This is a genomic window from Sorangium sp. So ce302 (genome assembly GCF_051530145.1).
GTDB lineage: Bacteria > Myxococcota_A > Polyangia > Polyangiales > Polyangiaceae > Sorangium > Sorangium cellulosum_B.
In genome coordinates this window covers 8,106,295-8,131,270 of the sequence record NZ_CP150326.1, presented here as the reverse complement: position 1 = coordinate 8,131,270, position 24,976 = coordinate 8,106,295, and the positions used below count along the sequence as shown (strand labels likewise).

Annotated in this window: 13 protein-coding genes; 7 read left to right on the top strand and 6 right to left on the bottom strand. The window is 70.8% G+C overall.

Annotation, left to right across the window (positions count from 1 at the left end; translation table 11 throughout):
- Nucleotides 1-290: 290 nt before the first annotated feature.
- The 4 genes from WME73_RS30595 to WME73_RS30580 all read right to left on the bottom strand — a co-directional run bounded on the left by WME73_RS30595 (nucleotide 291) and on the right by WME73_RS30580 (nucleotide 6,536).
- Nucleotides 291-2,252, bottom strand: coding sequence for a sugar-binding protein (locus WME73_RS30595; protein ID WP_437911844.1), 1,962 nt, complete (start codon nucleotides 2,250-2,252; stop codon nucleotides 291-293).
- Between the two features lie 168 nt (nucleotides 2,253-2,420).
- On the bottom strand, nucleotides 2,421-5,243 hold the full coding sequence (locus WME73_RS30590; protein WP_437911843.1) for a cation-translocating P-type ATPase: 2,823 nt from the start codon (nucleotides 5,241-5,243) through the stop codon (nucleotides 2,421-2,423).
- Nucleotides 5,244-5,256: 13 nt separating this feature from the next.
- Nucleotides 5,257-6,093, bottom strand: a complete 837-nt coding sequence (locus WME73_RS30585) for a PspA/IM30 family protein (protein WP_012238103.1) — start codon at nucleotides 6,091-6,093, stop codon at nucleotides 5,257-5,259.
- Nucleotides 6,094-6,146: 53 nt separating this feature from the next.
- Nucleotides 6,147-6,536 carry a hypothetical protein gene (locus WME73_RS30580; protein WP_437739925.1) on the bottom strand — a complete coding sequence of 130 codons (390 nt, stop codon included), beginning with the start codon at nucleotides 6,534-6,536 and terminating at the stop codon, nucleotides 6,147-6,149.
- A 399-nt stretch (nucleotides 6,537-6,935) separates the two neighbouring features.
- Between WME73_RS30580 and WME73_RS30575 the strand changes: the two genes are divergently transcribed.
- Both WME73_RS30575 and WME73_RS30570 read left to right on the top strand, forming a co-directional pair.
- Nucleotides 6,936-8,462 carry a serine/threonine-protein kinase gene (locus tag WME73_RS30575; protein WP_437911842.1) on the top strand — a complete coding sequence of 509 codons (1,527 nt, stop codon included), beginning with the start codon at nucleotides 6,936-6,938 and terminating at the stop codon, nucleotides 8,460-8,462.
- A gap of 1 nt (nucleotide 8,463) precedes the next feature.
- A complete protein-coding gene (locus tag WME73_RS30570) occupies nucleotides 8,464-9,855 on the top strand; it encodes a sigma 54-interacting transcriptional regulator (protein ID WP_437739923.1) in 1,392 nt (463 codons plus the stop codon).
- Nucleotides 9,856-9,885: 30 nt separating this feature from the next.
- On the opposite strand, the gene WME73_RS30565 is transcribed toward WME73_RS30570, so the two are convergent.
- Entirely contained in the window at nucleotides 9,886-11,688 is a 1,803-nt protein-coding gene (locus tag WME73_RS30565) for a monovalent cation:proton antiporter-2 (CPA2) family protein (RefSeq protein WP_437911841.1), read from the bottom strand.
- A 44-nt stretch (nucleotides 11,689-11,732) separates the two neighbouring features.
- Between WME73_RS30565 and WME73_RS30560 the strand changes: the two genes are divergently transcribed.
- From WME73_RS30560 to WME73_RS30550, 3 genes are all read left to right on the top strand, one after another.
- The gene (locus WME73_RS30560) at nucleotides 11,733-13,136 is read left to right on the top strand and encodes a B12-binding domain-containing radical SAM protein (RefSeq protein ID WP_437911840.1); all 1,404 of its coding nucleotides are present in this window, start codon (nucleotides 11,733-11,735) and stop codon (nucleotides 13,134-13,136) included.
- 429 nt (nucleotides 13,137-13,565) lie between these two features.
- A complete protein-coding gene (locus WME73_RS30555) occupies nucleotides 13,566-15,080 on the top strand; it encodes a hypothetical protein (RefSeq protein ID WP_437911839.1) in 1,515 nt (504 codons plus the stop codon).
- Between the two features lie 578 nt (nucleotides 15,081-15,658).
- Nucleotides 15,659-17,221: a hypothetical protein gene (locus WME73_RS30550; RefSeq protein ID WP_437739919.1), complete on the top strand. Its 1,563-nt coding sequence runs from the start codon at nucleotides 15,659-15,661 to the stop codon at nucleotides 17,219-17,221.
- A gap of 33 nt (nucleotides 17,222-17,254) precedes the next feature.
- On the opposite strand, the gene WME73_RS30545 is transcribed toward WME73_RS30550, so the two are convergent.
- Complete coding sequence (locus tag WME73_RS30545; protein WP_437850583.1) at nucleotides 17,255-17,776, bottom strand: hypothetical protein; 522 nt, start codon at nucleotides 17,774-17,776, stop codon at nucleotides 17,255-17,257.
- 502 nt (nucleotides 17,777-18,278) lie between these two features.
- Here WME73_RS30545 and WME73_RS30540 point away from each other — a divergent pair.
- Nucleotides 18,279-23,144 (top strand): hypothetical protein, encoded by a 4,866-nt coding sequence (locus WME73_RS30540; RefSeq protein WP_437739916.1) that lies wholly within the window; start codon nucleotides 18,279-18,281, stop codon nucleotides 23,142-23,144.
- A 631-nt stretch (nucleotides 23,145-23,775) separates the two neighbouring features.
- Nucleotides 23,776-24,906 (top strand): protein kinase domain-containing protein, encoded by a 1,131-nt coding sequence (locus WME73_RS30535; protein ID WP_437739915.1) that lies wholly within the window; start codon nucleotides 23,776-23,778, stop codon nucleotides 24,904-24,906.
- The last annotated feature ends 70 nt before the right edge of the window (nucleotides 24,907-24,976 follow it).

Sequence of the window (24,976 nt, the reverse complement as noted above, 5' to 3'; positions counted from 1 at the left end):
GGCGTCTCAAGGTCCTTGTCTCATCGCTTTACGACGATAGGTAACCTTTCATCATGCATTCTTCAGGAGCAGGCGAATCGCGTCGACTCCCGGGCAGCATGCGGCCCCGCGGCAGCGGGCTCGGCGGGTGAGCCCGTCCCTCTCCGCGGGGGCGTCATTCCGGGGTGACCAACTCCAGCAGGTGTCCCAGCCCCTGCGCGCGGAGCGTCTCGGCCTGGAGCCGCGCCGCGACCGCGTCGAGCTCGCCGGGCGCCTGTCCGTCTCCAGGCGCCGCGGCGACCTCTTCCCGCCTACTTGGCGAAGATCGACCCGTTCCAGACGTACCGCGCCGGCTGCGCGCCCCCCCACGGCAGCAGCAGCGGCTCGAAGCCGCCGACAGGCGCCTTGTCCTGGTTGAAGGGATACGTCTGCTCCGTCCACTCGACGGCCCTCCCCGGGGCGAGCTCGATCCCCATCTTGTCGCCCACGCGCACGAACCTGAGCTCGCCGGCGATCTTCTTGTCGCCGATGCTGCGCGCCACCTCGGCCGCGAAGATCCGCTGGATGCTCTCGCCCTCGACCCGGAAGATCTGCACGACGTCGCGGTCCACGGTCCCGCCGCCCGCCTCCTTGGGCGCCGCCGCGCGGACGGTGCCGTGGACGATGATCTCCGCCTTGCCGTCGCCGGTGAGATCGAGCGCGCGCACCGAGCGGATGTCGGCCGGAGACGCGAACTGCGCGAGCGTCATGAACGCGTACCCCGCGCCGCCCCGGAACCCCTTGCCGAACACGACGATGTCGCGGTCGTGCAGGAGCACCCGCTCGGGCTCCTTGCCGGCGGCCACGTCGGCGCCGAGGTCGAACCGCGGCTTGCTCGACGAGGCGTTCCGGTCGCGCCGGTAGAGGGCGTACACCTTGTCGAGCATCTCGGCCGGCGAGAGGCCGGCCGGCTTCGGCGCGGCCCGCGCCTCCTCGGCCCTCGCCGGCGCCGGGCGCGGCCCCGCGGCGCCCGCCTGCCGCTGCTCGCTCGCCTTGGTGAACACCCCGCCGGTCAGCTTGTAGAGCTGCGACTTGATCGACCCCCACGGCAAGAGCAGCGGGTCGTACGTCGTCTCGACCCCCTCCGCGTAGTTGCTCGCGTCGTAGCGGGTCGCCTTGCCCGGCTCCACGCGGATCGCCATCTTGTCGCCGTCCGCCACGAAGTCGACGTCGTTGACGACCGAGCCCTTGTCCGTCGCGATCGCGATCTCGTGCTGGAAGATCGGCTTCGGCGTGTCGCCGGCGCCGAACTGGAGCACGTGGATCACCTCGCGGTACTTCGCGCTGCTGCCGGAGCGCTTCCGCAGGATGAGCTCGGCCTGGCCGTCGCCCGTCAGGTCGCGCGCCGTGAGCGACGGCACCATCCCGTCCTTGGCGTCGACCCCGAGGTCCTCGAAGTAATACTGCGCGCCCTTCCGGAACCCGGGGCCGAGGACGACCAGGAACCGCTCGTGGACGAGCACCCGCTCCCGCATCCCGTCGCCGGCCACGTCGGCGACGAGGTCGTAGCTCGCGCGGCCCTGGATGCCCTTGCTCCGGAGGAGGCCGTCGGTGAGCGCGAGCTCCGGCTCGGTCGCGAGCGGCGACAGCGACCCGTACGCCTCCGAGGCGGCGCTGCCGACGACGGCGTCGACCCCTCCGCCGTCGTCGTCGTGGACGAAGAGCCCCGCCCGCAGCCCGACCCGGGTCGTCGCCGCCTCGGGGAACGCCGTCCAGGGGACGCTCGCCTCCAGGGTGTACCCGCCGCTCCGGGGGGCCTCGATGACCCTCGCGCCGGCCACCGCCTTGCCGCCCGGGACCTTGACGCTGCCCGCGGTCTTGCCCGGCTGTCCCGGGTAGAGCGCGACCTCCTGGACCTTTCCGCCCGGGAACCCGATCACCACCTTCACGTGATCGGCGCCGCCTCGCAGCGCGTCGTCGGTCACGTCGGCCGCCACGTAGATCCGCGCGTCGTCGTAGGCGATGGCCACCTGCGCGGCCAGATCGGCCTTGCTGGGCTTGCCCTTCACCTTGAGGCCGAGGGAGGTGAACGCCACCGGCCACTCCTTCGGGATCCCGTCGAGCTTGAGCCATTTCGACTCGACGAGCGGCGCCGCGATCGGCGTGCCGGCGGCGAGGGCAGGGGAGGGGGCGGCGGCGGTCAGCGCCGCCAGCGCGACCGGCGCGAGCGCGGCGAGGCGGGAGCCGGAGGCATGAGCCCCCGGCGCACGGAGGTGGTGTGATTTACGTCTCATAAGCTCGGGTTTGGACGCCTCTCCGCGCCCGCTTGTTCTTACCACGAGCACTTTCTTTCCGGATCGCTCCGCGTCGCCCACCCGAGGCGGCACCCTGGACGCCGTGAGGTGGCCGTCTGACGTGGCAGGCGAGGGGGCTCGGCGCTGCCGAGGCCCCTCACCCGGCGGTCATCCGTGGGGCTTGGAGGCGGGCGTGAGGCGGGCGGGGCCGGCGCCTTCGGGGCGGATCCGGCGGTACACGAGCTTTGCGATCTCGACGGCCGGGACGATGAGCGCCGAGAGGACGAGCAGGAGCATCCACTCGTCCGACGACATCGCGTACGTGCGGAAGACCGGGCGCAGCGCGGGCACGAGCAGCGCGATCAGGTGGATCGCCGCGCTCGCCGCGACCGCCAGGAGGAGCGGGAGGCTGATGAGCGGCTTCGACGCGAAGAGCGAGATGACCGGGCTACGGCAGCTCCAGGCGTGGAAGAGCGGCGACAGCGCCAGCAGCGAGAAGGCGACGGCGCGCGTGCGCAGCAGCGCCTCCTCGGTCTGGTCCGACGTCGCGTAGAGCGCGACGGCGGCGAGCCCCATGATCGCGCCGACGTACAGGATCCCGAGGTAGTCGCGCTTGATGAGCAGGCCCTCGTCGCGCGGCCGCGGCGCCTCCGACATGAGCTGCGGATCCGGCGGATCGATGCCGAGCGCGAGCGCGGGCAGGCCGTTCGTGACGAGGTTGATCCAGAGGATCATGAGCGGCGTCAGCGGCGGCCACTTGCCGAAGAACGAGACGACGAACACGGCCACGAGGAGGCCCATGTTCGACGAGAGGAGGAAGAAGATGAACTTCTGGATGTTGCGGTAGATGGCGCGCCCCTCGCGCACCGCCTCGACGATGGTCGCGAAGTTGTCGTCCGCCAGCACGAGGTCCGCCGCCTGCCGCGCCACGTCGGTGCCCCCGCGCCCCATCGCCACGCCGATGTGCGCCTCCCGGAGCGCGGGCGCGTCGTTCACGCCGTCGCCCGTCATCGCCACGATGTGGCCGTGCGCCTTGAACGCCCGCACGAGCCGGAGCTTCTGCTCCGCCGTCGTCCGGGCGAAGACGCGCAGGTGCATGATCCGCCGCGCCAGCTCCTCGTCGCTCATCACCGCGAGCTCCGCGCCGCTGAGCGCCTCGTCGCCCTCGTCCCAGAGCCCGATCTCCTTGGCGATCGCCGTCGCGGTGAGCCGGTGGTCGCCGGTGATCATGACGGCGCGGATGCCGGCGCGGCGGCACTCGGCCACCGCCTCCTTCACCCCCTGCCGCGGCGGGTCCATCATCCCGACCAGGCCGAGGAAGGTGAGCTCGCGCTCGATGTCGTCCTCGTCGCGGCTGACCCGCACCCGGCGGCAGATCGCGAGCACGCGCAGCGCGGCCGCGCTCATGCGATCGGCCTCGGCGACGATCGCGGCGCGGTCGTCCTCGGACAGCGCCCGCACGCCCTTGTCGTCGGCGAACTTCACGCAGAGCGGCAGGAGCACGTCGACGCTCCCCTTCACGTGCGCGATCTCGCGGCCGCGCTCGTCCCGCGTGATCACCGTCATCCGCTTGCGGTCGCTGTCGAACGGCAGCTCGTGCACGAACGCGTGCGACGGCGCCACCGACTCGCGCGAGTAGCTGCCCTTCGCGGCCAGCGTCAGCAGCGCCCCCTCGGTCGGATCGCCGACGATGTTCCAGCGGCCCGTCGCCTGGTCCTCGTTGAGCGACGCGTTGTTGCAGAGGGCGACCGTCGCGAACAGGTAGGTGAGCGGCGCCGAGTGCTCCACGACCTCCGCGCCGTGCTCGTCCCGCAGCGCGCCCGTCGGGTCGTACCCCTCGCCGGTCACCGTGTAGCGGCGGCCGCCCGCGTACACGTTGCGCACGGTCATCTCGTTCTGGGTGAGCGTGCCCGTCTTGTCCGACGCGATGATCGTCGCGGCGCCGAGCGTCTCGACCGCGGGCAGCTTGCGCACGATCGCCCCGCGCCGCGCCATGCGCTGCATCCCCAGCGCGAGCGTGATCGTCGTGATCGCGGGCAGCCCCTCGGGGATGGCGGCCACGGCGAGGCTCACGCCCTCGAGCAGGAGCTCGTGCCACGGCCGTCCGCCCCGGATGAACCCCCAGCCGAGCAGCACCGCGGAGAGCGCCAGGCACACCCGCAGGATCACCGAGCCGAAGCGATCGAGCCGCTCCTCGAGGGGCGTCTTCTGCTCGCCGACCGAGCGGATCATCTCGCCGATCCGGCCGAGCTCGGTGCTCACGCCGGTCGCGGTCACCACCGCGCGCCCCTTGCCGCGCACGACGCTCGTGCCCGTGAAGATCATCGTGACCCGGTCGCCGAGCGGCGCGTCGCGCGCGACCGGGGCGAGCGCGTCCTTGACCGCGGCCGCGCTCTCGCCCGTCAGCGCCGCCTCCTCGGTCGCGAAGCTGATCGTCTGCACGAGCCGCGCGTCGGCCGGGACCGAGTCGCCCGCCTCGAGCTCGAGGATGTCGCCGGGCGCGACGTCCTCGGCCGCGATGACCACGGTCTTGCCGCCGCGGCGCACGCGCGCGTTCGGCGCGCTGAGCTTCTGGAGGGCGTCCAGGGCCGCCTCCGCGCGCCGCTCCTGGTAGTAACCGAGGAAGGCGTTCAGGATCACGATGAGCAGGATCGCGATCGCGTCGCCGAACCGGTGGAGGAAGCTCTGGTCCTTGTCGGCGGTGAAGCCGACGACCACGGCGATCGCCGCCGCGGCGAGGAGCGTGAGCACCAGCGGGTTCGCGAACTGCTCGAGGATGCGGACGAGCGCGCTCTTCTTCTTCGTCTCGGGCAGGCGGTTCTTGCCGTGCTCCGCGAGGCGCTTCTGCGCCTCGTCGTCGGAGAGCCCGCCGGACGAGCTCACCCCGACGCGCTCGAGGAAGGCGCCGACCTCTTCGGCGTGGACAGGGATGGGGGCGGCGGGAGGCGCGTCCGGTCCGGCCGGGCGGAGCGCCGTGGCGGCTTGGCTCATGTGCGGGCGTGCTCTAGCGCTTCATCCTGGCTTGTTCACGTTGTTCTTCGGCCTCGAGCTCCGCGAGCGCCGCCGCGAGCTCGTCCTGCTCGGCCTGGGGCGCGGCGGCCGGCGCGCCGCCCGCGCCGGCCACGCGCACCTGCGGCGGCGGCGCCGCGGCGGGCGGCGGCTCGGGCGGGAGCACGCCCATCTTCCGCTTGAGCGCGAGCAGCTCGTCGTCCGCGCCCGCCGTCGCCTCGAGCTGCCCGAACTTGTGCGCCAGCGTGTCGCCCGTGTACTGCTCGGCGATCTCCCCGGCGGCCTCGGCCTCGGCCTCGATCTGGTCGATCTTGTTCGACATCCGGTCGAACGTCTCGAAGGCGGAGGCGTTGTTCAGGCCGCTCATCGTCTCCTGGATGGCCTTCTGCGCCTCGGCCCGCTTCTTCCGGGCGATGAGCACGTTCTTCTTGCGCTTCGCCTCCTCGATCTTGTTGTTCAGGAGGCGCAGCGCCGTCTTCAGCTGGTCGACGGCCTGCTTCTGCTTCTGCCACTGGTCCTTGTAGGAGGTGGCGAGCTGGTCGTGCTCCTTCTTGCGGTTCAGCGCCTCCTTGGCCAGCGCGTCGTCGCCCGCCTTGATCGCGAGCATCGCCCTGCGCTCCCACTCCGCGGCGTTGGCGGCCTCCTGCTCGGCCTGCTTGGCCAGCCGCTTCTCGTCGGCGATCGAGACGGCGACCTGCTTCTTCGCCTCGATCAGCTGGTTTGCCATGTCGATGACGACCTGGTTCAGCATCTTCTCGGGGTCCTCCGAGCGGCTGATGAGGTCGTTCAGGTTCGACTTGATGAGGGTCGCAAGGCGCGCGAAAATTCCCATAGATCAGCTCCAACTCTCGGGGTGCGCAGGGTCGAAAGGCGCGGCGGGTCTGCTCAGCTGAGCGCGAGATCGTGCAGCACGGGGACGTGGCGGGCGAGCGCGAGATCGATGTCGCTCAGGATCGCCTCGAGCTCGTTCATGTCGAGGTTCTCGAGCTCCAGCGCCGCCGAGAGGACGACGGTGCCCGCCTCGATCCCATACGAAGCATGCATCAGGTCCGTCGCGTTGTACTCGAGCAGGCGGCGGAAGAGCCTGGTCTGGTGAGCGGCGTCCCCGGGGACGGGGCCGATCGAGACCCGCACCGCCACGATCGGCGGGTCGATGCGGATCGCGATCGGCGGCGCGTCTGGGCCCCCCGAGACGAGGTAGGTACCGGCGTCGTTCTCGAACCGGCGATCGAGCTGCAGGAGGTAGGTTTCGACATCCTCGGCTGTACGCGGCATGGCGCGGCGAGCCTACAGAATCATGTCGCATCGGGCTAGTGCCGCGTCCCTCGGATTCTTTCCGGGATTCCGCGCGCCGCGGGCTGCGGCCTACGGCCACCACCATCGAGGACGCGCGGCTCGCCGTGGTCCTCCGAGTGGTCCTCCGAGTGGTCCTCCGAGTGGTCCTCCGAGTGGTCCTCCGAACCGTTGCGTCCCCTTCGTTGGGTTCGTGCTCCGATCGCACCGGCGCGCTGTCACGCCGTGAGCCCGCAACACGCGCCGCGAGCCGCAACACGCGCCGCGAGCCGCGCTCCGTGATCGGTTCCGCTCGCTCCCGGAATCACCGCGTTTCCCCGGACGCTCGCTTTTTTCTCACCCGTTCGAGAGTCGCGGTGGTACGGTCCCGATCCAGGTTACGTGGCGATCCACCCGGGCGACGTCGTTGCTGGCTATCGTGTCTCCCGCCTGCTCGGGCGGGGCGGCATGGGCGAAGTCTGGGCAGCAACACGGGAATCGGACAATCAGCAGGTCGCCATCAAGGTCCTGCTCGCGCGCGCCGCGATGAAGCCGGATCTCGTGCGGCGCTTCGACCGTGAGGCGAAGATCGCCTCGGCCATCCAGAGCCCGTACGTCTGCCAGCTGCTCGAGGTCGGCCAGACGGACGAGGGCGAGCACCTGCTCGTGTTCGAGCAGCTCGACGGCGAGTCGCTGGCGGATCGGCTGAAGCGCGAGCAGTACCTGCCGTTCAGCGAGGTCGGCCCGATCATCGATGACGTGCTCCAGGGGCTCGTGGCGGCGCACGCCGCGGGCGTCATCCACCGCGATCTGAAGCCGGGCAACATCTACCTCGAGCACCTCGGCCTGCCGGACCGGCGCGAGCGCGCGAAGATCCTCGATTTCGGCATCTCGAAGCTCACGCGGCGCGAGAAGGAAGAGCCGACGCTCACCGCCTTCGACGCGACGCTGGGATCGTTCGCGTACATGGCGCCGGAGCAGGTGCGGGGCGCCGCGCGGGCCGACGAGCGGGCCGACATCTACGCGGTCGGCGCGGTGGCCTTCCGGGCCCTGTCCGGGCGGCTGCCGTTCGAGGGGGCGAACGCCGCGGTGCTCGTCGCGATGAAGCTCGACCGCCCGGCGCCGTCGCTCGCCGAGGCGACCGGCGAGAAATGGCCAGTGGGCATCGAGCGCTTCCTCGAGCGGGCGCTCGATCGCCGGCGCGAAGGGCGCTTCGGCTCCGCGGCAGATGCGCTGTCGAGCTGGCGGGCCATCCAGCCGGCGAACATCACGCGCGCGACGCGCCGCACGCAGCGGAGCAGGTATCCCTCCGAGCTGCCCGACGCGTTCCTGGAAGACAACCCCACGGTCGTCGACGGCCCCCCGACGATGACGGAGAACGGCGGCTTCAGCGACGCCGGCCACAGCTCGCCGCCCCCTGCTTCGCTCGCCCCTCCCAGGGCCAGCACCGTGCCCCCGCCGCCACCGAGCAGGGCCGCTGCGCCGCCGGCGTCGCCGAGCAGGACCGGCGTGGGCGCACCGCCTGCGCCGCCGAGCAGGACCGGCGCGGGCGCGCCGCCTGCACCGCCGAGCAGGGCGGGCGCGGGCGGGCCGCCGCCACCACCGAGCAGGGCGGGCGCGGGCGCGCCGCCGCCACCGCCGAGCAGGGCGGGCGCGGGCGCGCCGCCGCCACCGCCGAGCAGGGCGGGCGCGGGCGCGCCGCCGCCACCGCCGAGCAGGGCGGGCGCGGGCGCGCCGCCGCCACCGCCGAGCAGGGCGGGCGCGGGCGCGCCGCCGCCACCGCCGAGCAGGGCGGGCGCGGGCGCGCCGCCGCCACCGCCGAGCAGGGCGGGCGCGGGCGCGCCGCCGCCACCGCCGAGCAGGGGCGAGGGCGCAGAGATTCCCCGGCCGGAGGGTCCGCCTTCGCGCCGCAAGACAGAGAGGCACTGAGTTGCTCGACGCGACGGTAGGCACGAAGAACCGGGTCGAGGTGCGCGGCGGGCGCATCCGCCTCATGAAATCGTCGGCCGCGCGCGGCGGCGGATGGATCGAGATCGGCACCGATCCCGTCATCGTGGGCCGCAACGCGGCCTGCCAGCTGGTCCTCGACGACGCCAAGGTCAGCGCGGTGCACGCCGAGTTCGTCGCCACGGAGCAGGGCGTCCGCGTGCGCGATCTCGACAGCAGGAACGGGACCTTCGTCGGCGGCGTGCGGGTCGGCGACATCTACCTGCTCACGAGCACGAAGCTGCGGCTCGGCGAGACCGAGATCCAGTTCGAGCCCCTGCGGCCCGAGCGCATCACGGTCTCGGCGATCCCGTCGTTCGGCCCGCTCGTGGCGAGCAGCCCCGGGATGCGGGCCATCTTCGAGCGCCTCTCCAAGATGGCGCCGACCGACCTCACGGTGCTCATCACGGGCGAGACCGGCACGGGCAAGGAGCTCGTCGCCCAGGCGCTGCACCTGGCGAGCGCCCGCTCGAAGAAGCCGTTCGTGGTCGTGGACTGCGGCTCGATCCCGCCGACCCTGGCCGAGGCGACGCTGTTCGGCCACGAGCGCGGCGCGTTCACGGGCGCGGTCGACAAGCGCCTCTCGCCGTTCATCGAGGCGGACGGCGGCACGATCTTCCTCGACGAGCTCGGCGAGCTGCCGCTCGAGGTGCAGCCGAAGCTCCTCCGCGCGCTCGCCGAGCGCCGCATCAAGAGCGTCGGCGGATCGAGCTACCGCGAGGTCGACGTGCGCGTGCTCGCGGCGACGCGCCGCGACCTCGTGCGGGCCGTGAACGGCGGCAACTTCCGGAGCGACCTCTACTTCCGCGTCGCGCAGATCAAGATCGAGCTGCCGGCGCTCCGGCAGCGCGTGGAGGACATCCCCGTGCTCGTCCGCCGGATGCTGAAGGATCTCGGCGACGAGAGCGCCTACGAGCGCGTCTCGAACATGACGCTCGAGCGGCTGATGCGGCACGACTGGCCGGGCAACGTCCGCGAGCTGCGGAACGCGGTCGCCGTCGCGTTCGCGCTCGCCGCCGAGGGCGAGGAGATCGACGTCGCGGCGCACCTCGGCGCCCTCACCGAGACGCCGGTGCACCCGAGCTCCTCGCCGTCGATCCCCCCGGGCGCCGGCGGCAGCGCGGCCAGCAGCTCGTTCGCGTCGATGAAGGGCCGCCAGTTCCAGGAGGCGAAGCGCGACGTCCTCGCGCGGTTCGAGCGCGACTACTTCGCCGCCCTGTCCGAGGACGCGAAGGGCAACGTGAGCGAGATGGCGCGGCGCGCGGGCATGGAGCGGGCGCACGTGCGGGCTTACCTCCGCCGCCACGGCATCGGCGCGAAGCAGGAACAGGAGTGAGCGAGCCGACGGCGGCTCGCTCGCTTCGCGTCACACCGCCGCGGCCTTGTCGTCCCTGCCGGACGGCGCGATCTCGTCGGACTCGAACAGGCCTTCGAGCTCCTGCGCCGCCTGCTTCGCCGCCTCGATGAGCTTGACCTCGTCGTTGTGCACCGCGTGCCCGCGGACGAGCACCTTCTCGTCGTGGGCCCTGAACCGCTCGATCGTCGCGCGGGCGTCCCGCTCCCGCATCCCGAGGCCCTCGAGCACGCGCGCCGCCACCTCGAGCGACGACAGGAACGTCTCCCGCTCCAGCACCGTCACGCCGATATCCATCAGCTGATACGCGTGCTGGCGGTTCCTGGCGCGCGCGTAGATCAGGAGGTCAGGGAAGTGCCGCTTCACCACCTCCGCCGTCTTCACCGACGACGCGACGTCGTCGATGGCCAGCACGAAGATCTTCGCCTTGTCGGCGCGCGCCGCGCGGAGCAGGTCGAGCCGGGAGGCGTCCCCGTAGTAGATCTTGTTGCCGTACTTGCGGACGAAGTCGACCTGCGTGGGGCTCGCGTCGAGCGCGGTGAAGGGGATCTTCCTCGTGCGGAGGACGCGAGAGACGATCTGGCCGAAGCGGCCGTATCCGGCGATGATGACCCTCGGGTCGTCGTCGTCGATCGCGTCGAACTCGCGCTCTGGCCCGCCCCCCTGCCATCGCTTGACGAGCGCGTCGCCGAGCGCGATGACGAGCGGCGTGACCGCCATGGACAGGGTGACCACGACGACCAGGAGGTCGGCGAGGAGCCTGTCCATGAGGCCCTGTCCCGCGGCCATCCCGAAGAGGACGAAGGCGAACTCGCCCCCCTGCGGGAGCGCGAGCGCGAGGTCGCGCGCGGAGCCCTTCGCGTGCCCGGCCGCCCTGCCCAGGATGAGGAGGACGGCGGCCTTGAGCGCCATCACGCCGAGGACGAGCCCGAGGACGAGCAGCGGCCGCTCGATGACGAGGCCGATGTTCGCCGACATCCCGACGGCGATGAAGAAGAGCCCCATGAGCAGGCCCTTGAACGGCTCGATGTCCGCCTCGAGCTCGTGGCGGTACTCCGAGTCGGCGAGCAGCACGCCCGCCATGAAGGCGCCGAGCGACATGGAGAGGCCCACCTGCACCATGAGGAGCGCCGTGCCGAGCACGACGAGCAGGGCCGCCGCGGTGAAGATCTCGTGGGCGTGGGTGGCGGCGATGGCCCGGAAGACGGGGCGCACGAGGTAGCGGCCGCCGGCGACGACCGCGAGCAGCACGGCCACGGCCTTGAGCGACGAGGCGACGGCGCTCCCCTCGGCGGGGGCCGCGCCCGCGGGGCCGAGCAGGGGGAGCACCGCGATCAGCGGGATCACGGCGAGGTCCTGGAAGAGCAGGATGGCGAACGCGGAGCGGCCGTGCTGCGACTGCATCTGGCCCTTCTCGGCCAGGATCTGCAGGACGAACGCCGTCGACGAGAGCGAGAGCCCGACGCCCGCGATGGCCGCCGTGTCGGCGCGCAGGCCGAGCGCGGCGCCGATGAGCGCGATGAGCGCGCCCGTGACGGCGACCTGCGCGCCGCCGAGGCCGAACACGGCGCGGCGGAGCACCCAGAGCCGCGACGGCTGGAGCTCGAGGCCGATGAGGAAGAGGAGCAGCACCACGCCGAGCTCCGAGAAGTGGAGGGTGTCTTCGACGTTGGCGATGATCCGCAGCCCCCACGGGCCGAGCAGCGCGCCCGCGACGAGGTAGCCGAGCACCGCGCCGAGGCCGATCCGCTTGAACAGCGGCACGGCGACGACGGCCGCGCCGAGAAAGACTGCGGCGTCAGAGAGCAAGCTCATTCGTCGTGGGTCTCCTTGGGGCTCCGTGATAAGCACGATCCGCCATGCAGATCGAGCTCATCGCCACGGCAAGCGAAGATTCCGCGTACCTGCCTCGTGTGGGGCTCGGCACCCTCGCGGCGCTCACGCCCCCCGAGGATGAGATCATCTACACCGATGACGTCGTGCAGCCCTTCGATCTCCAGCGCGACGTCAAGGACGTCGACCTCGTCGGGATCAGCGTCGACAGCAAGACCGCCCGCCGCAGCTACGATATCGCCGCCGCTTACCGCAGGCGCGGCGTGAAGGTGGTGCTCGGCGGCATCCACCCGACGGCCTGCCCCGACGAGGCCCTGCAGCACGCGGACGCCGTCGTGGTCGGCGAGGCGGAGGACGCCTGGCCCGCCCTGCTCGCGGACGCGAAGCGCGGCGAGCTCAAGCCGTTCTATCGCCCGGAGCTGCCGAACCTCGCGGGCAGGCCCCCGCCGCGGCGCGACCTGTTCACCTCCAAGAAGTACATCCCGTTCCAGGTCGTGCAGACGATGCGCGGCTGCCCGTATCCGTGCGAGTTCTGCAGCGTGTCGACGGCGAACGGCACCACGATGCGGTTCCGTCCGACCGACGAGGTGCTGAGCGAGCTCCGGTCGCTCGGCAAGCTCATCATGTTCGCGGACGACAACGTGATGATCCACCGGGCTTACTCGAAAGAGCTCTTCACCCGGATGATCCCGCTGAAGAAGCACTGGATAGGCCAGTGCTCGCTCGCCGCGGTCAAGCGCCTCGAGAACGTGAAGCTCATGGCCGAGAGCGGGTGCAAGGCGCTCTTCATCGGCTTCGAGAGCATCGACGAGGAGACGGTGAAGTTCACCGGAAAGCGGCAGAACCGTCCCTCCCAGTACAAGGACACGATGGCGATGCTCCACGATCACGGCATCTCGGTCTGGGGGAGCTTCGTCTTCGGGTTCGATACGGACGATCCCGAGGTGTTCGATCGCACCGTGGAGTTCGGCATCGACATGAAGCTGACGATGGCGCTGTATGCCATCCTCACCCCGTACCCCGCGACGCAGCTGTACCGCCGCCTCAAGGCGGAGGGGCGCCTCACGGACGAGCGCTGGTGGCTGCGCCGCGACCACGACGCCGGCTCGCCCTATTTCGTTCCCAAGCAGATGTCGCGGGAGCGGCTCCGGGAGGGGTGGGTGTCCGCGTGGACGAAATTCTACTCGCCGTCCTCGATATGGCGCAGGTTCACCCTCACACGGCAGTCGAGCTGGATCCAGCTGGCGGGCTTCTTTCCGCTGAATTTCATGCAGCACACGCTGGCGCACCGCAAGATCGCGGGCGGCGAGCAGCGCTTCCGCTCCGGCGTGCACATCGAGGAGACGGCCGCGTCGCCCGTGGCGCAGCCGCAGCCGGAGCCGCAGCCTGCGAGGGCCAAGGGCGCCCGGCAGCTCCCGATCATCGGATAGGCGATCCCCTGGCGCCAGCTTCGCGTCCTGTGCGTGCGTGGGCGCCGTCCTGCACGCTGCGGGGCAATGGTACGCTGCGGCGCAATGGTGCCTCGCTCCGCTCGTCGGCAATGAGGCGGCGCCCTGGCGCGGCGCGCGTCGTCTGGGCGCGCCGCAGGACGCCGCGCCTCGGCGGCTCGGGCGCCCGCGGCAGGCCAAGCGCGCCGCGGCTCGCGGAGCGCCCGCTGCGCATCGGTGGATGTGGGCAATCGACCGCTCGCGGATTGACAGCAGCGCACGGTGAGCGAGCGACATTCTTCTGTCGCGCTTGCAGTGCGATTGTCGCTTGCTGATTTTGCTACACTCGCGTGAGCTCCTGGAATGCCGGGGTGTCGAGCGGGGTGTGAGCCCGCTTTGTCGCGGCATCGAGGATCCCCAAGCGGAGGTGTCATGGGTCGACGTCGGTTCTCCTTCTCGCTCCTCATCGTGGTTGGCGCCGCCGTGTCCAGCGCTGGCTTCGCGGCCAGCTGCAGCGCGACGGGTTCGTCCAACGTGCTCGACTCGAGCGGAGCTGACGAACCAGGCGTGGGAGGGGGCGGCACGACCGGCGGAGGCGACGGGCTGGGTGGGTTCCTCGACATCGATGGAGGGCAGGAGCCGCACAGCGATGTGATGGTGAACCCTTGTGGGAGCGCGTGCGGCGACAAGGAGCTATGTACCGGCGCGACCCTCGGCCTGGACGACGACTGCGATGGTTCGATCGACGAGACGTGCGCCTGCATCCCCGGTCAGGCGCACTCCTGCTTCCGCGGCGATCCGTCGTTCCGGAACAGCGATGGCTGCTTTCCTGGCACCCAGCTCTGCGACGAGACCGGCACGTGGGGCCCGTGCGTCGGCGGCGTGCACGCCGACGAGAACTGCCATATGGATAGCGGCGCTCCGTGCCGCCCGATGCAGGCGTCGCCCTTCGCGAACCTCGACCTCAAGGCAGGCATTGGCACGTTCGGCGCGGATGCGCTCGCGGGATCCGAGCTGTGGACGGTGGACTGCCCCGATGGCGTCGACCCGTGCCCCGGAGTGACCGGCTCGGACCCAGCGGACGATTTCAAGCCGCTGCAGTCGGGCGAGTACACTGTCACGTACACGAAGCGCGTCGCGAGCGGCGCTACCCAGAGCTGCGAGTACCCGCTCTTCGTCAGCGCGGGCGGCCTGCGCGTCGAGCTCGAGTGGGAGCACGACGTCGGCGACGTCGATCTCGATCTGCACCTCCACAGGCCGAACAACACGCAGCCCTGGAAAATGCTGGGGTCGTCGGTGGATTGCGGATGGAACAACTGCGCTATCTCGCACTTCGCGACAAAGTCACCGGAGCCCTCGGATATCCGCTGGTTCTTGAACAGCGCGAGGCTGCCGAACCCCGTGAACTGGTACCTCGACCCGGTGCCCGGCAACAATGGCTGCTTCAACGCCCCTCGGGGCGTGGGGGAGCAATGGAAGGCCAACGGTCTTGGCTGCCACAACCCGCGGATCGACCTCGACAACAGGGGGTGCGACCCCACCCGGACTGATCCCGATCACACAAGCTTCTGCGCGCCGGAGAACATCAACCTCGACTATCCGCCGAAGCGTCAGTGGATGCGCATCGGCGTGCATTACTATGATGAGGGCATGGTGAAGCACGATATTCACCCCCGTATCAAGATCTTCTGCGACAGCGCCCTCGGGGCGGATCTGGGGCCCGCGGGGTTCTACAGCCCGGAGCGGCCCGTCGCGTTCAAGCCCACGGACGGACGCACCATGTTCTGGCTCGTCGCCGACGTGCTCTTCCCAGAGCCGGACGAGTGCGGCCAGGCGGCCTGCGTCGTGCGGCCGCTCTATGAGAGCGCCAGCGCGAAGACGCCGCTGCTCACCACGCGGGACGACGTCGAGGCGAGCTTCGGTCCCGCCTACCCGACGCTGCCCTGAAAGGCGCGCGCGCCGCGCGCCCGACCCGCCTGGAAAGCGCGCGCCGCGCGCCCGACCCGCCTCCAGATCACCGCGATGGCCAGGGCCTCGCGACGTCAGCGCCCGCGAACGCGCCGGCGCGAGCGCACGAGCTCTGCCGGCGCCACCTCGCCCCGCGCGCGGAGGCCGTGAGGCGCAACGCCACACCGGCCAGCAAGGCAAGCTTCGTGGTGATCTGTCGGAGGATGATTTCTCTGACTCCTCGGGTGAGCTGGTGGTTCGCCTGACTCCGCATCTGGCGAGAGCGCGCCTCGCCGGCTGAAGGCGGCTCATTGTGGCCATCGCCGGCCGGAGTCCGTGCTAGGGAGTCCTCCTCCAGCGACTCACCCTGCTGAGTCTGCATGACAGTAGTCCTTATTACTCGATGAGGGTCGGGGCTCCGTGATCTGCCGTCCCGAGCCGCGCTTTCGCGCGCGCTGGGGACACCGGTATCCGCTTTGCTTCACGCTGTCGTGCCTGGTGCACGGCGCGCTTCGCCGTCGCGCGGAGCGGGCGCAGGCCGCCGCGACACCGCGTCTAGGTCTCCAAGTGGAGGTATCATGTCTCGTCTTCGTGTCTCCTCCGTGCTCCCCGTCGTGATCGCGATCGCGGCGTCGGGCGCCGGTTTCGCGGCCGGCTGCAGCGCGGAAGGCAAGCGGCTCACGTTCGATCTGACGACGGGCGGCAGCTCGCACGCCGACGAGGCGGGCAGCGCCGGCGGGGCGGGCGGCGCCGGCGGGGCGACGGCCCAGCCTGGCGACTCGGAAGGCTACGGCGGCTTCCTCGGCGATATCGATGCAGGGGCGCCCGAGGGCCAGCCGGTGACGATCAACCCGTGCGGGAGCGCCTGCGGTCCGACGGAGCTGTGCGGCGTCGATGAGCTCGGCGTGGATCACGCCGGGCTGGACGACGACTGCAACGGGCTGATCGACGAGAGCTGCGGGTGCATCGCCGGGCAGGCGCACTCCTGCTTCCGCGGCGATCCGTCGTTCCGGCACAGCCCGGGGTGCTTCCCCGGGACCCAGATCTGCGACGAGACGGGCACGTGGGGCCCCTGCGTCGGCGGCGTGCACGCGGACCAGGACTGCCACCGGAACGACGTGGCGGGCTGCCACGCGCTCCAGGCGGCGCCGTTCGCCACCGTCGATCTGAAGGAGGGCACCGGCTCGTTCAGCGAGGACGCGCGTCCGGACTCCGAGGTGTGGACGGTGACGTGCCCGCCGGGCGTGAACCCGTGCCCCTCGGTGGGAGGGCAGGGGCCGGCGGACGACTTCAAGCCGCTCCAGTCGGGCGAGTACACGGTCACGTACACGAAGAGCCTGGCGAGCGGCGAGACCGCGAGCTGCGTTTACCCGCTGTTCGTCGGCGCCCGCGGCCTCCGCGTCGAGCTCGAGTGGGAGCACGAGCCGGCCAGCGTGGATATGGACCTCTACCTCCACAAGCCGGACAACATGCAGCCCTGGACGGTCGGCGGCTCCAGCGCCGCGTGCGGCTACGGGAACTGCACGCTCGACAGCCTCTCGGGCGGCTCGGCCATCACGTGGTTCAGCGACACGGCGACGCCCCCCGAGCCGGTGAACTGGTACCTGGATCCGGAGGAGACCAACAACAGCTGCTTCTACGCGCCTCGCGGCGTGGGGGACGACTGGCGCGCCCACGGCAGGGGGTGCCATAGCCCGCGGCTCGATCTCGACAACATCTCCTGTGCCCACCGCACCACGGACCCGGACGACCCGACCTTCTGCGCGCCCGAGAACATCAACGTCGATTTCCCGCCCAAGGCCAGCTGGATGCGCATCGCGGTGCACTACTTCGGGGGCAGCGTGTCGTTCGACGTGCACCCGCGGGTCAAGATCTACTGCAACGGCGAGCTCGGGGCCGACCTCGGGCCCACGGGTTTCTACGACCCCGAGGTGCCCGTCGCCTTCGTTCCGGAGGACTCAGGCGACAGGTTCTGGCTCGTCGCCGACGTGATCTTCCCCGAAGCGGGGGAGTGCGGAGGCGATACGTGCGTCGTCAGGCCGATCTACCGGGACGAGACAGTGAAGACGCCGTACCTCTCGACGGTCCGCGACGTCCGCAACGACTTCGGTCCGGCCTACCCCAGCCTGCCGAGGCCCTGACGGCGCGGCGCTGGCCGGCGGCGGGCGCGCCGCTCACGCCTCGACGCCGGCCCGCCTGAGGAAGGCGAGCGCGGGGCCGAGCGCGTAGGCGGGCGCCCTGCCCAGGCGCAGCTGCTCCCCGGTCGACAGGTGGAGGAGCAGCCAGCGCGGCGCGAGGCCCGGCTCGTCGACGTCCGTGTCCGAGGCCGGCGGGGTCGAGACGCCGACGATCGCCTGGATCGGCAGGATCCGCCGGAAGCCACGGCCGTCCTGGATGAGCTCGTCCCGCTCGAAGTCGAGGCGGAACAGCCCGTGGAGCCGGCGGCGCCGGCGGACGGCGAGCAGCGCGGCGGCGGCTCCGGCCGTCCACGTCCCCGCGATGAAGAGGATGGGAAAGGGGGCCGCGCGCGCCGCCACGATGCCCGCCACGACGAGCGAGGCGACGAGCGCGAACGCGGCGACGCGACGGACGGCGAGGTCCAGGCCGTCGCCACGGCACTCGCAGACGAGCACGGCGGGGCCTTGCGCCAGGATGGTGCCGTCGGTGTTCGAGAGCAGGACGTCTCCGTCAGGCACTGCGGTCCTCCCGATCGGGTGAGGTGGTCGAATACCGCAGCCTCGCGAGCGAGGCGAGGGGTCGACGGGAGCGAAGCTCGCGCCGAGCCGCCGGGGCCATCCTGGACGTTAACCAAGCTTCGCGCTGCGTTCTCCTACCTCCGAACGTTTACGTTTACGTTTACGTGGTCGTGGTCGTGGTCGTGGTCGTCAACGGCAGGCCGTGAACGACCACGTAAACGTCCACGTAAACGTCCACGTAAACGTCCACGTAAACGTCCACGACCACGTGAACGTTCACGTTGGTGACCGATGGTGGGGTAGAGGGGGGCGGGCTGAATGCCCGTTAATTGGCCAGGAATGGCGAGGGTGTGGCGCGCGTGGTACGTGGTATGCCGCGATGCCGGCGAGGGCGAGCAGGCACGCCCCTCGCGCGACCGGGGCGGTCGTCGCGGCGACTCGGGCCGAGGTTCTCATGGGGGCATGCGCGCTCGGGACCGAGCTGCCAGAGGAGGACTCTGCGATGAGGTGGATTGTGAGACAGGCATTGCTCGCGGCAGCGGTGAGCTTGATCGCGGGCTGCGCCGAGGAGCGGCCGGCCATCAGCCAGGTTCAGGCGAACGCGCTGGCGAAATCGTTCTTCGTCGGCGCCGATCTGCAGAGCAGGGAGGACGATCCCGAGTTCTGGGCGCGGACCACGGTGGTCGACGTGGGCTACGGCGCCTCGCAGGACGGGCTCTTCTCCTCCTCGTACGCTCAGGCCGATGTCGCGCGCATCAAGTGGATCATCCAGGAAGACCTCCTGCTCGGGCGCCTCACCTACGAGCGCGTGAACGACAGCGACGGCAAGGGCGCCGGCGCCGCCACGGACGATGGCGTCGTGGTCGTCGCCTACAAGATCCTCTCGCACTTCGACGTCCAGCGCGATTACAACCGAGCGACGGGGGAAGAGAGCAACGTCGTCGTCGAAAACACGACCGACCGTCCATGGGTTGAGCGCGAGTACATGCGGGTCGACTGGTCGAAGAACCTGAACGTCGACTCCTACGACTTCGACACGCTGTCGCTCATCGGCGTCTACGGCGGCGTGCAGTACGAGCCGCTCTCCTACTACGTCAGCGACCCGAGCCACCCCGACGCGCCCCATTTCGACCCCGAGGAGGGGTATTTCGACGTCACCAACAAGGCCTTCGCGGTGCCCCAGCTCGTCGATCTCAGCCACCTCGGGTGGGGCATCGACAGCTTCCCGGCCTGCATGCTCGACACGGACTTCGCGGGCGGCACCGCGCCGGTCGGATCGTGCAACCCCGTCGAGATCACCCTCCGGCAGTCGTTCCGGCGCGTCGTCGATCGGGACTACGAGCCGGCCGAGTGGGACGGCTACCGGTTCCGGGCGTTCGGCGCCTTCGTGCGAGAGCGCTTCGGCTACGCCCGCAACTACGGCATGAGCGACGCCAAGTGGCACCGCATGATCTCCCGTTACAACATCTGGGAACGCAGCCACTACTACGACGATCCGGAGAGCATGACGGGCGAGATCCCGTGCTTCACCCCCGAGACCACCCCCGTCGGCGCAGATCCGCACCGCGACCAGGACCGGAACGGGACCGAGGACGAGTGCGAGGTCGTCACCGGGGCCTCGATGGCCCGGGACGGAGGGATGGAGGCGGTGGGGCCCGGCTCGCGGTGCGACACCTTCAAGCAACGGTGCACCCTGCCCTACCAGCGGCGCGAGGCCGTGCCGCAGGCGTGGTACGTCACCTCGGACAGCAACCCCGACTATTTCGTCGCCACGGACATGGCGGCCCACGAGTGGGACGTCGCCCTGCGCAGCGCCGTCGTCACCGCCAAGTACGCCGAGTGCGTCCGGACGCAAGGGGACGCGGCGCGCTGCGGCGAGGCGTTCCCGGTCTACGACGGGCAGATGGACGATGACGCCGACGCCATCGCGCTCTCGCGCGAGGTCGACGCGTGCCGGCGCGGCGCGGCGCGCGAGGGGCAGCGCTGCGAGGCCCTCGCCGACGAGATCGGCGCGCGGCGCGGGACCTCGAGGGGCGTCATCGCGCTCGCGAAGATGCCCGAGATGATCGTGCTCTGTCACAGCCCCGTCGAGGCGGCCGACCCCGAGGCGTGCGGCGGTCCGCGGCTCCCGGCGGGGGTGACCGCCAGGATGTGCAGCGACGAGCGCCGCAAGGAAGCAGGGCGGGACCCCGCGCTGATGGGGGCGTGCCGCGAGGCGCTGAACGCGCGGATCGGCGACCTGCGCTATCACCAGATCAACAACTTCGAGGCGCCGCAATCGCCCTCCGCCTGGGGCATCTACAGCGACTCGGAAGACCCGCTCACCGGCGAGAAGGTCGCGGCGAGCATCAATGTCTGGACGCACGTCAGCGACATCTGGAGCCAGGGCGTCGTGGACACGGCCCGCTACATCAAGGGAGAGCTCAAGACCGAAGACGTGACCGACGGCGATTACGTCCGGGACTGGGCGCAGGCGAGCGAGGGCGCGTCGAGGGGCGGCGCGCTGCCGCGGCTGACGCGGGAGGAGCTGGCGCGGCGGATCGCCCGGTCCGCCGGGGTGGACGAGGCGGCCGTCACCGAGGGCACCGGCCAGATGGCGCAGAACCCGGCGCTGCGCGAGAGCCTCCGGCGGCTCTCGAAGGAGGTGCGCGGCATCGCGGCCGACGCCACGGCGCCCGACAGCATGCGCGGGATCTACGCGGCGCGCCGCAGGGCCGCGGCGGGCACCGAGCTCGAGGCCGAGCTCACGACGAAGGCGATCCAGGAGCTCACCGGCGTCGCGGGGCTGCCGCTCACGGACGAGGTGATGCGCTTCGCCTCGCCGCTCCGAGGGGCGAACCCGAGCGTGCGGCGCGAGCTCGGGAACCTGAAGGAGATCGCGCTGGCCGAGCGCGGCGCGTGTGTGATGCACGAGGCGCCGGCGCCGCTCGCGACCGCCGATCTGGCGGACCTGCTCGAGGAGAAATTCGCGAGCAAGCACGGGCGCTTCGGCGAGGGGGACGCCGCGCAGAAGGCGCGGCGCGCCGAGGCCATGCGGCGCTACCTCGCGCAGCGGGCGCACACCTCGGTGATCCTCCACGAGATGGGCCACTCCGTCGGGCTGCGGCACAATTTCGTGAGCTCCTCCGACGCCTGGGGCTACCGGCCGCAGTACTGGCAGCTCCGCACGAGCAATGGACGGGTGAAGACGCCGTGCGAGACGCTCTCGGAGGACGGCGAGGCCTGCGTCGGGCCGAGGTATTACGACCCCGTCACCGAGAACGAGCGGAAGAACCTGATCTGGATGTTCATGCAGTCGTCGACGATGGATTATGCCGGCGAGCCCACGCAGGACCTCATCGGGCTCGGCGCCTATGATTTCGCCGCGGCCCGCTTGTTCTACGGCGATGCCGTCGCCGTGCACGCCGACCCGAGCTACAAGGCGACCACCCCGCGCGGCAAGGGCGTGCTCGCGAAGATCGACGATTTCGGCGGTGTCCTCGGCATCCAGCCCGAGTACGACGACGAGGACATCCATTACTCCGAGCTGCAGAGCAAGTACGACCTGATCACGCCGCGCAGCTGCGTCGAGGTCGACCCGAGCGCGTACGTGCCCTCGGACTGGGACGAGGAGCTGGACGGCGTCTGGCACCCGTTGCTCGACGGCCAGCTCGTGTCGATCGGCGGCAAGACCACGCGGTGCCGGCAGCAGAAGGTCGATTATGTCACCTGGCGCGCGCTGGAGACGCCGAAGGACGTGAAGGGGCCCTCGGTGGACCCGGCGGGGCGGACCCGCCTGCCTTACGGCTTCGCGACCGACCGGTGGGCGGACCTCGGCAACCTGAGCGTGTACCGGCACGACAACGGCGCGGACGCCTACGAGCTCTTCAATTTCTTCGTCACGCAGCAGGAGGTGAACCACATCTTCGACAACTACCGCCGCGGCCGGCAGGCCTTCAGCGTGCGCGCGGCGTCGGAGCGGACCCTGAACCGATACAACGCGAAGATGCGCGACGGCGCGAAGGGCCTCGGGCTCATCATGAACATCTACCGCGAGTTCGCGCTGGATCGCGGCTACGATTTCGACACGTTCTGGGTCCAGGCCGCGAACAGCCTCTTCAAGGAGAACACGCTCGCGGCCGGGATCGCGTTCGATCACTTCGCGCTCCAGATGGCGCGCCCGCAGCCGGGTGAGCACTTCCTGCCGGACGGGGACGCCGTCCTCCGGTCATCGAGCGATGTCTTCGGCGATCCAGGGGAACCGCTGGTGGTCGTCCCGAACGGCGCGACGGGCTATTTCGGTGACATCGCCGTCGGGGGCAAGCCGCTCGAGAACGCGCTCGCGGCGGACAAGGGCGAGTACGACTCGTCGTACACGATGAACGCCGGGGCCTATTACGACAAGGCGTGGGTGTCGATGCTGATGACCGAGTCGGTCGACAACTTCATCAGCGACTCGCGGCACGACTTCCTCGACGCGCGCTACCGGGCGGTCTCGCTCGCCGACGTCTTCCCGGAAGGGTACCGCCGCTGGCTCGCCAACAACCTCACGGGCGACGACGCCCTCAAGGGCGTGCGCGTCGAGGCGGACCAGCGCGGCCGGCCGGTCCGGGACGCGAGCGGGTATCCGGCCGGCGCGCTCGGCTGGACCTCGTGGTGGGCCGAGAGCGGGCCGGAGAGCTGCTTCCCCGCGGCCGGGAGCATCGTCTGCAGCTCCTATGGCGCGCCCGACAGCGCGCCGTGGAACCCGCGGGCCCCGGCCAAGGTCGCCATCCTCGACCCGCAGATCGGCTGGGAGCAGCAGAAGTTCCTCATCGCATGGACCCTGCTCTACCTGCCCGAGAACGAGAAGCAGAAGTGGCTGGACATGATGCACGTCTGGGAGGCCGGGGCGGACACCGATCCCGGCTTCCCGGACCGGATCGAGCTCCACCACCCGTCCGGAAAGGTGTTCGTGGCGAAGGCCTACGGGACCGAGACCGTCTTTGGCAAGGTCGTGCAGAAGGGCATCGGCGCGCGCGTCCTGGAGTACGGCAATGAGCTCCTGGCGAAGGCGTATGTCACCGAGCCGGGGCCCGACCTCGACGGCGACGGCAAGGCGGACTGGCACAAGGTGAAGCCGAACCCGGAGACCGGGCAGCCGATCGTGCGGTGGGATCCGACGATCGCCGCCATCGCGGACGACGGCGAGGTCCTGCGGGAAGGCGTGGACGGCTGCAAGGCGGACGCCGACGCGGACGACGACGATTTCAGCGATTTCTACGAGTGCACGTGCTCCTCGAACCGCGCTTGCGGCGCGCTCGAGAGCTACCTCTCGGTGCCCGCCTTCATCCGGCAAGCGCTGGCGGCGTTCAAGCTGGGTGACCCGACGATGAAGGGCCTCCACTGAGCCCGCGCCCTCGCGAGCGAGCCCGGCGCGGAGGACAGGAGCCACGCGAAGGGATGAGCCCGGCGAGGGCGTGAGCGTGGCGCTCTTCCCCACGCCCCGGGGTGAGAGTGACCTTCGTCCCACGAGAGATCACGAGAGCACCAGGCTCATCGAGCGCGGCCGACGCCGCGCGGGTGACAGGCCACGTCCGAGCACATCCGATTCTGTCCGATGGCGGCCCCACGATTCCGAGCACATCCGAGCACACCCGAGGGCAGCCTCGCGATGACGGGGCCGAGGTCTGGCGACGCCACAATGGTCGGGGCATCTTGCCGCATGGGGCGATTCGCCCCACGCGGTCGCGCGTTCACCGCGGCGCTCCAGGTGCGCCGGCGTGGCTCAGGTTTTGCTGAACTTTTCCATGAAATGACGTGCTGCTGGATATCGCCCACCCCATGCGGCTCCTGTGTCGGTGACGCAGGACGGCCGGGCGGGTCGCGGTGCCGACGAGCTGCAACCCGGGCCTGCCGTCGTGGAGCGCGGATTCGATCGTAGCGCCGCCGCCGGGACACGGGAAACGCAGAACAGAGTGGCTCTCCTGCGCCGCGAGCGCCGGGAGAGCCGTTGGCTCGAGGTGCGGAGAGGACCAGCGATGGAGTTCGAGAATGTCACGCACGTCCAGAGAGCGCAGGCGCGGGTGGGAACGTCGCTCAACGGCGCGTGGCGGCTGGACGCGCTGATCGGCCTCGGCGGGATGGCGGCCGTGTATGCCGCGACGCACCGGAGGGGCCAGCGGGTCGCGATCAAGCTGCTGCACCCCGAGCGGGCGAGGGATCGGGGCGATCGCGCGCGGTTTCTCCGCGAGAAGGCCATCGCGCAGACCGTCGATCACCCGGGGGTCGCCGCGGTGATCGCGGACGACGTGACCGAGGATGGATCGCCGTTCCTCGTGATGGAGCTCCTCGAGGGAGAGAGCCTCCTCCAGCGCTGGAAGGCGCAGAGGGGCCCGCTCCCGCCGGCCGAGGTCCTCTCCGTGAGCGAGCAGATCCTGGAGGTGCTCGCGGCCGCGCACGCGAGGGGCGTCGTTCACCGGGATCTGAAGCCTGACAACCTCTTCCTCACGCGAGAGCGCGGGGTGAAGATCCTCGATTTCGGCATCGCGCGCCTGCGGGCCCCCTCGGGGCAAACCTCCCTCGTGGGGCTCCGCGCGATGGGCACGCCGGCGTACATGCCGCCCGAGCAGGCCCGCGCGCGCTGGGATCTCGTCGATGCGCGGACGGACCTCTGGGCGCTGGGCGCGACGATGTTCTCGCTGCTGACGGACCGATACGTCCAGGAGGCGCCGACCGTCAACGAGCTGTTCTTCCTGAGGATGACCTGCCCGATTCCGTCGCTCGCGCGGATCGCGCCGTCGATGCTTCCGGCCGTGGTGCGGGTGGTGGACCGCGCGCTCGAGTTCGCGCAGGCGGATCGCTGGCCGGATGCGCGGTCGATGCTGGCCGCTGTGCGCGAGGCGCATGCCGCGCTCGCGCTCGCGCCACCCCGGAGCACGCTGGTGCCGCCGCCCCGGAGCACGCTGGTGCCGCCGCCCCGGAGCACGCTGGTGCCGCCGCCCCGGAGCACGCTCGCGCCGGCGACGAACCTGCGCGACCTCGGCGCGCTGGACGAACGGCCGCCTTCGGCTCGTCCCCAGGCGCGGCTCTCCCGGGCGGCGGCGCTCTCGTCGCCGCCGTCGCTCGCGACGAACGCGCGCGCGCGCTCGACGATCCCTCGCGTGCCGTGAAGCGAGCCGGAGGCAGCGACGGCCTGCCCCGGCGGCGGGCCACGCGCTTGCCGCGCCGTTTGCGTTTCGC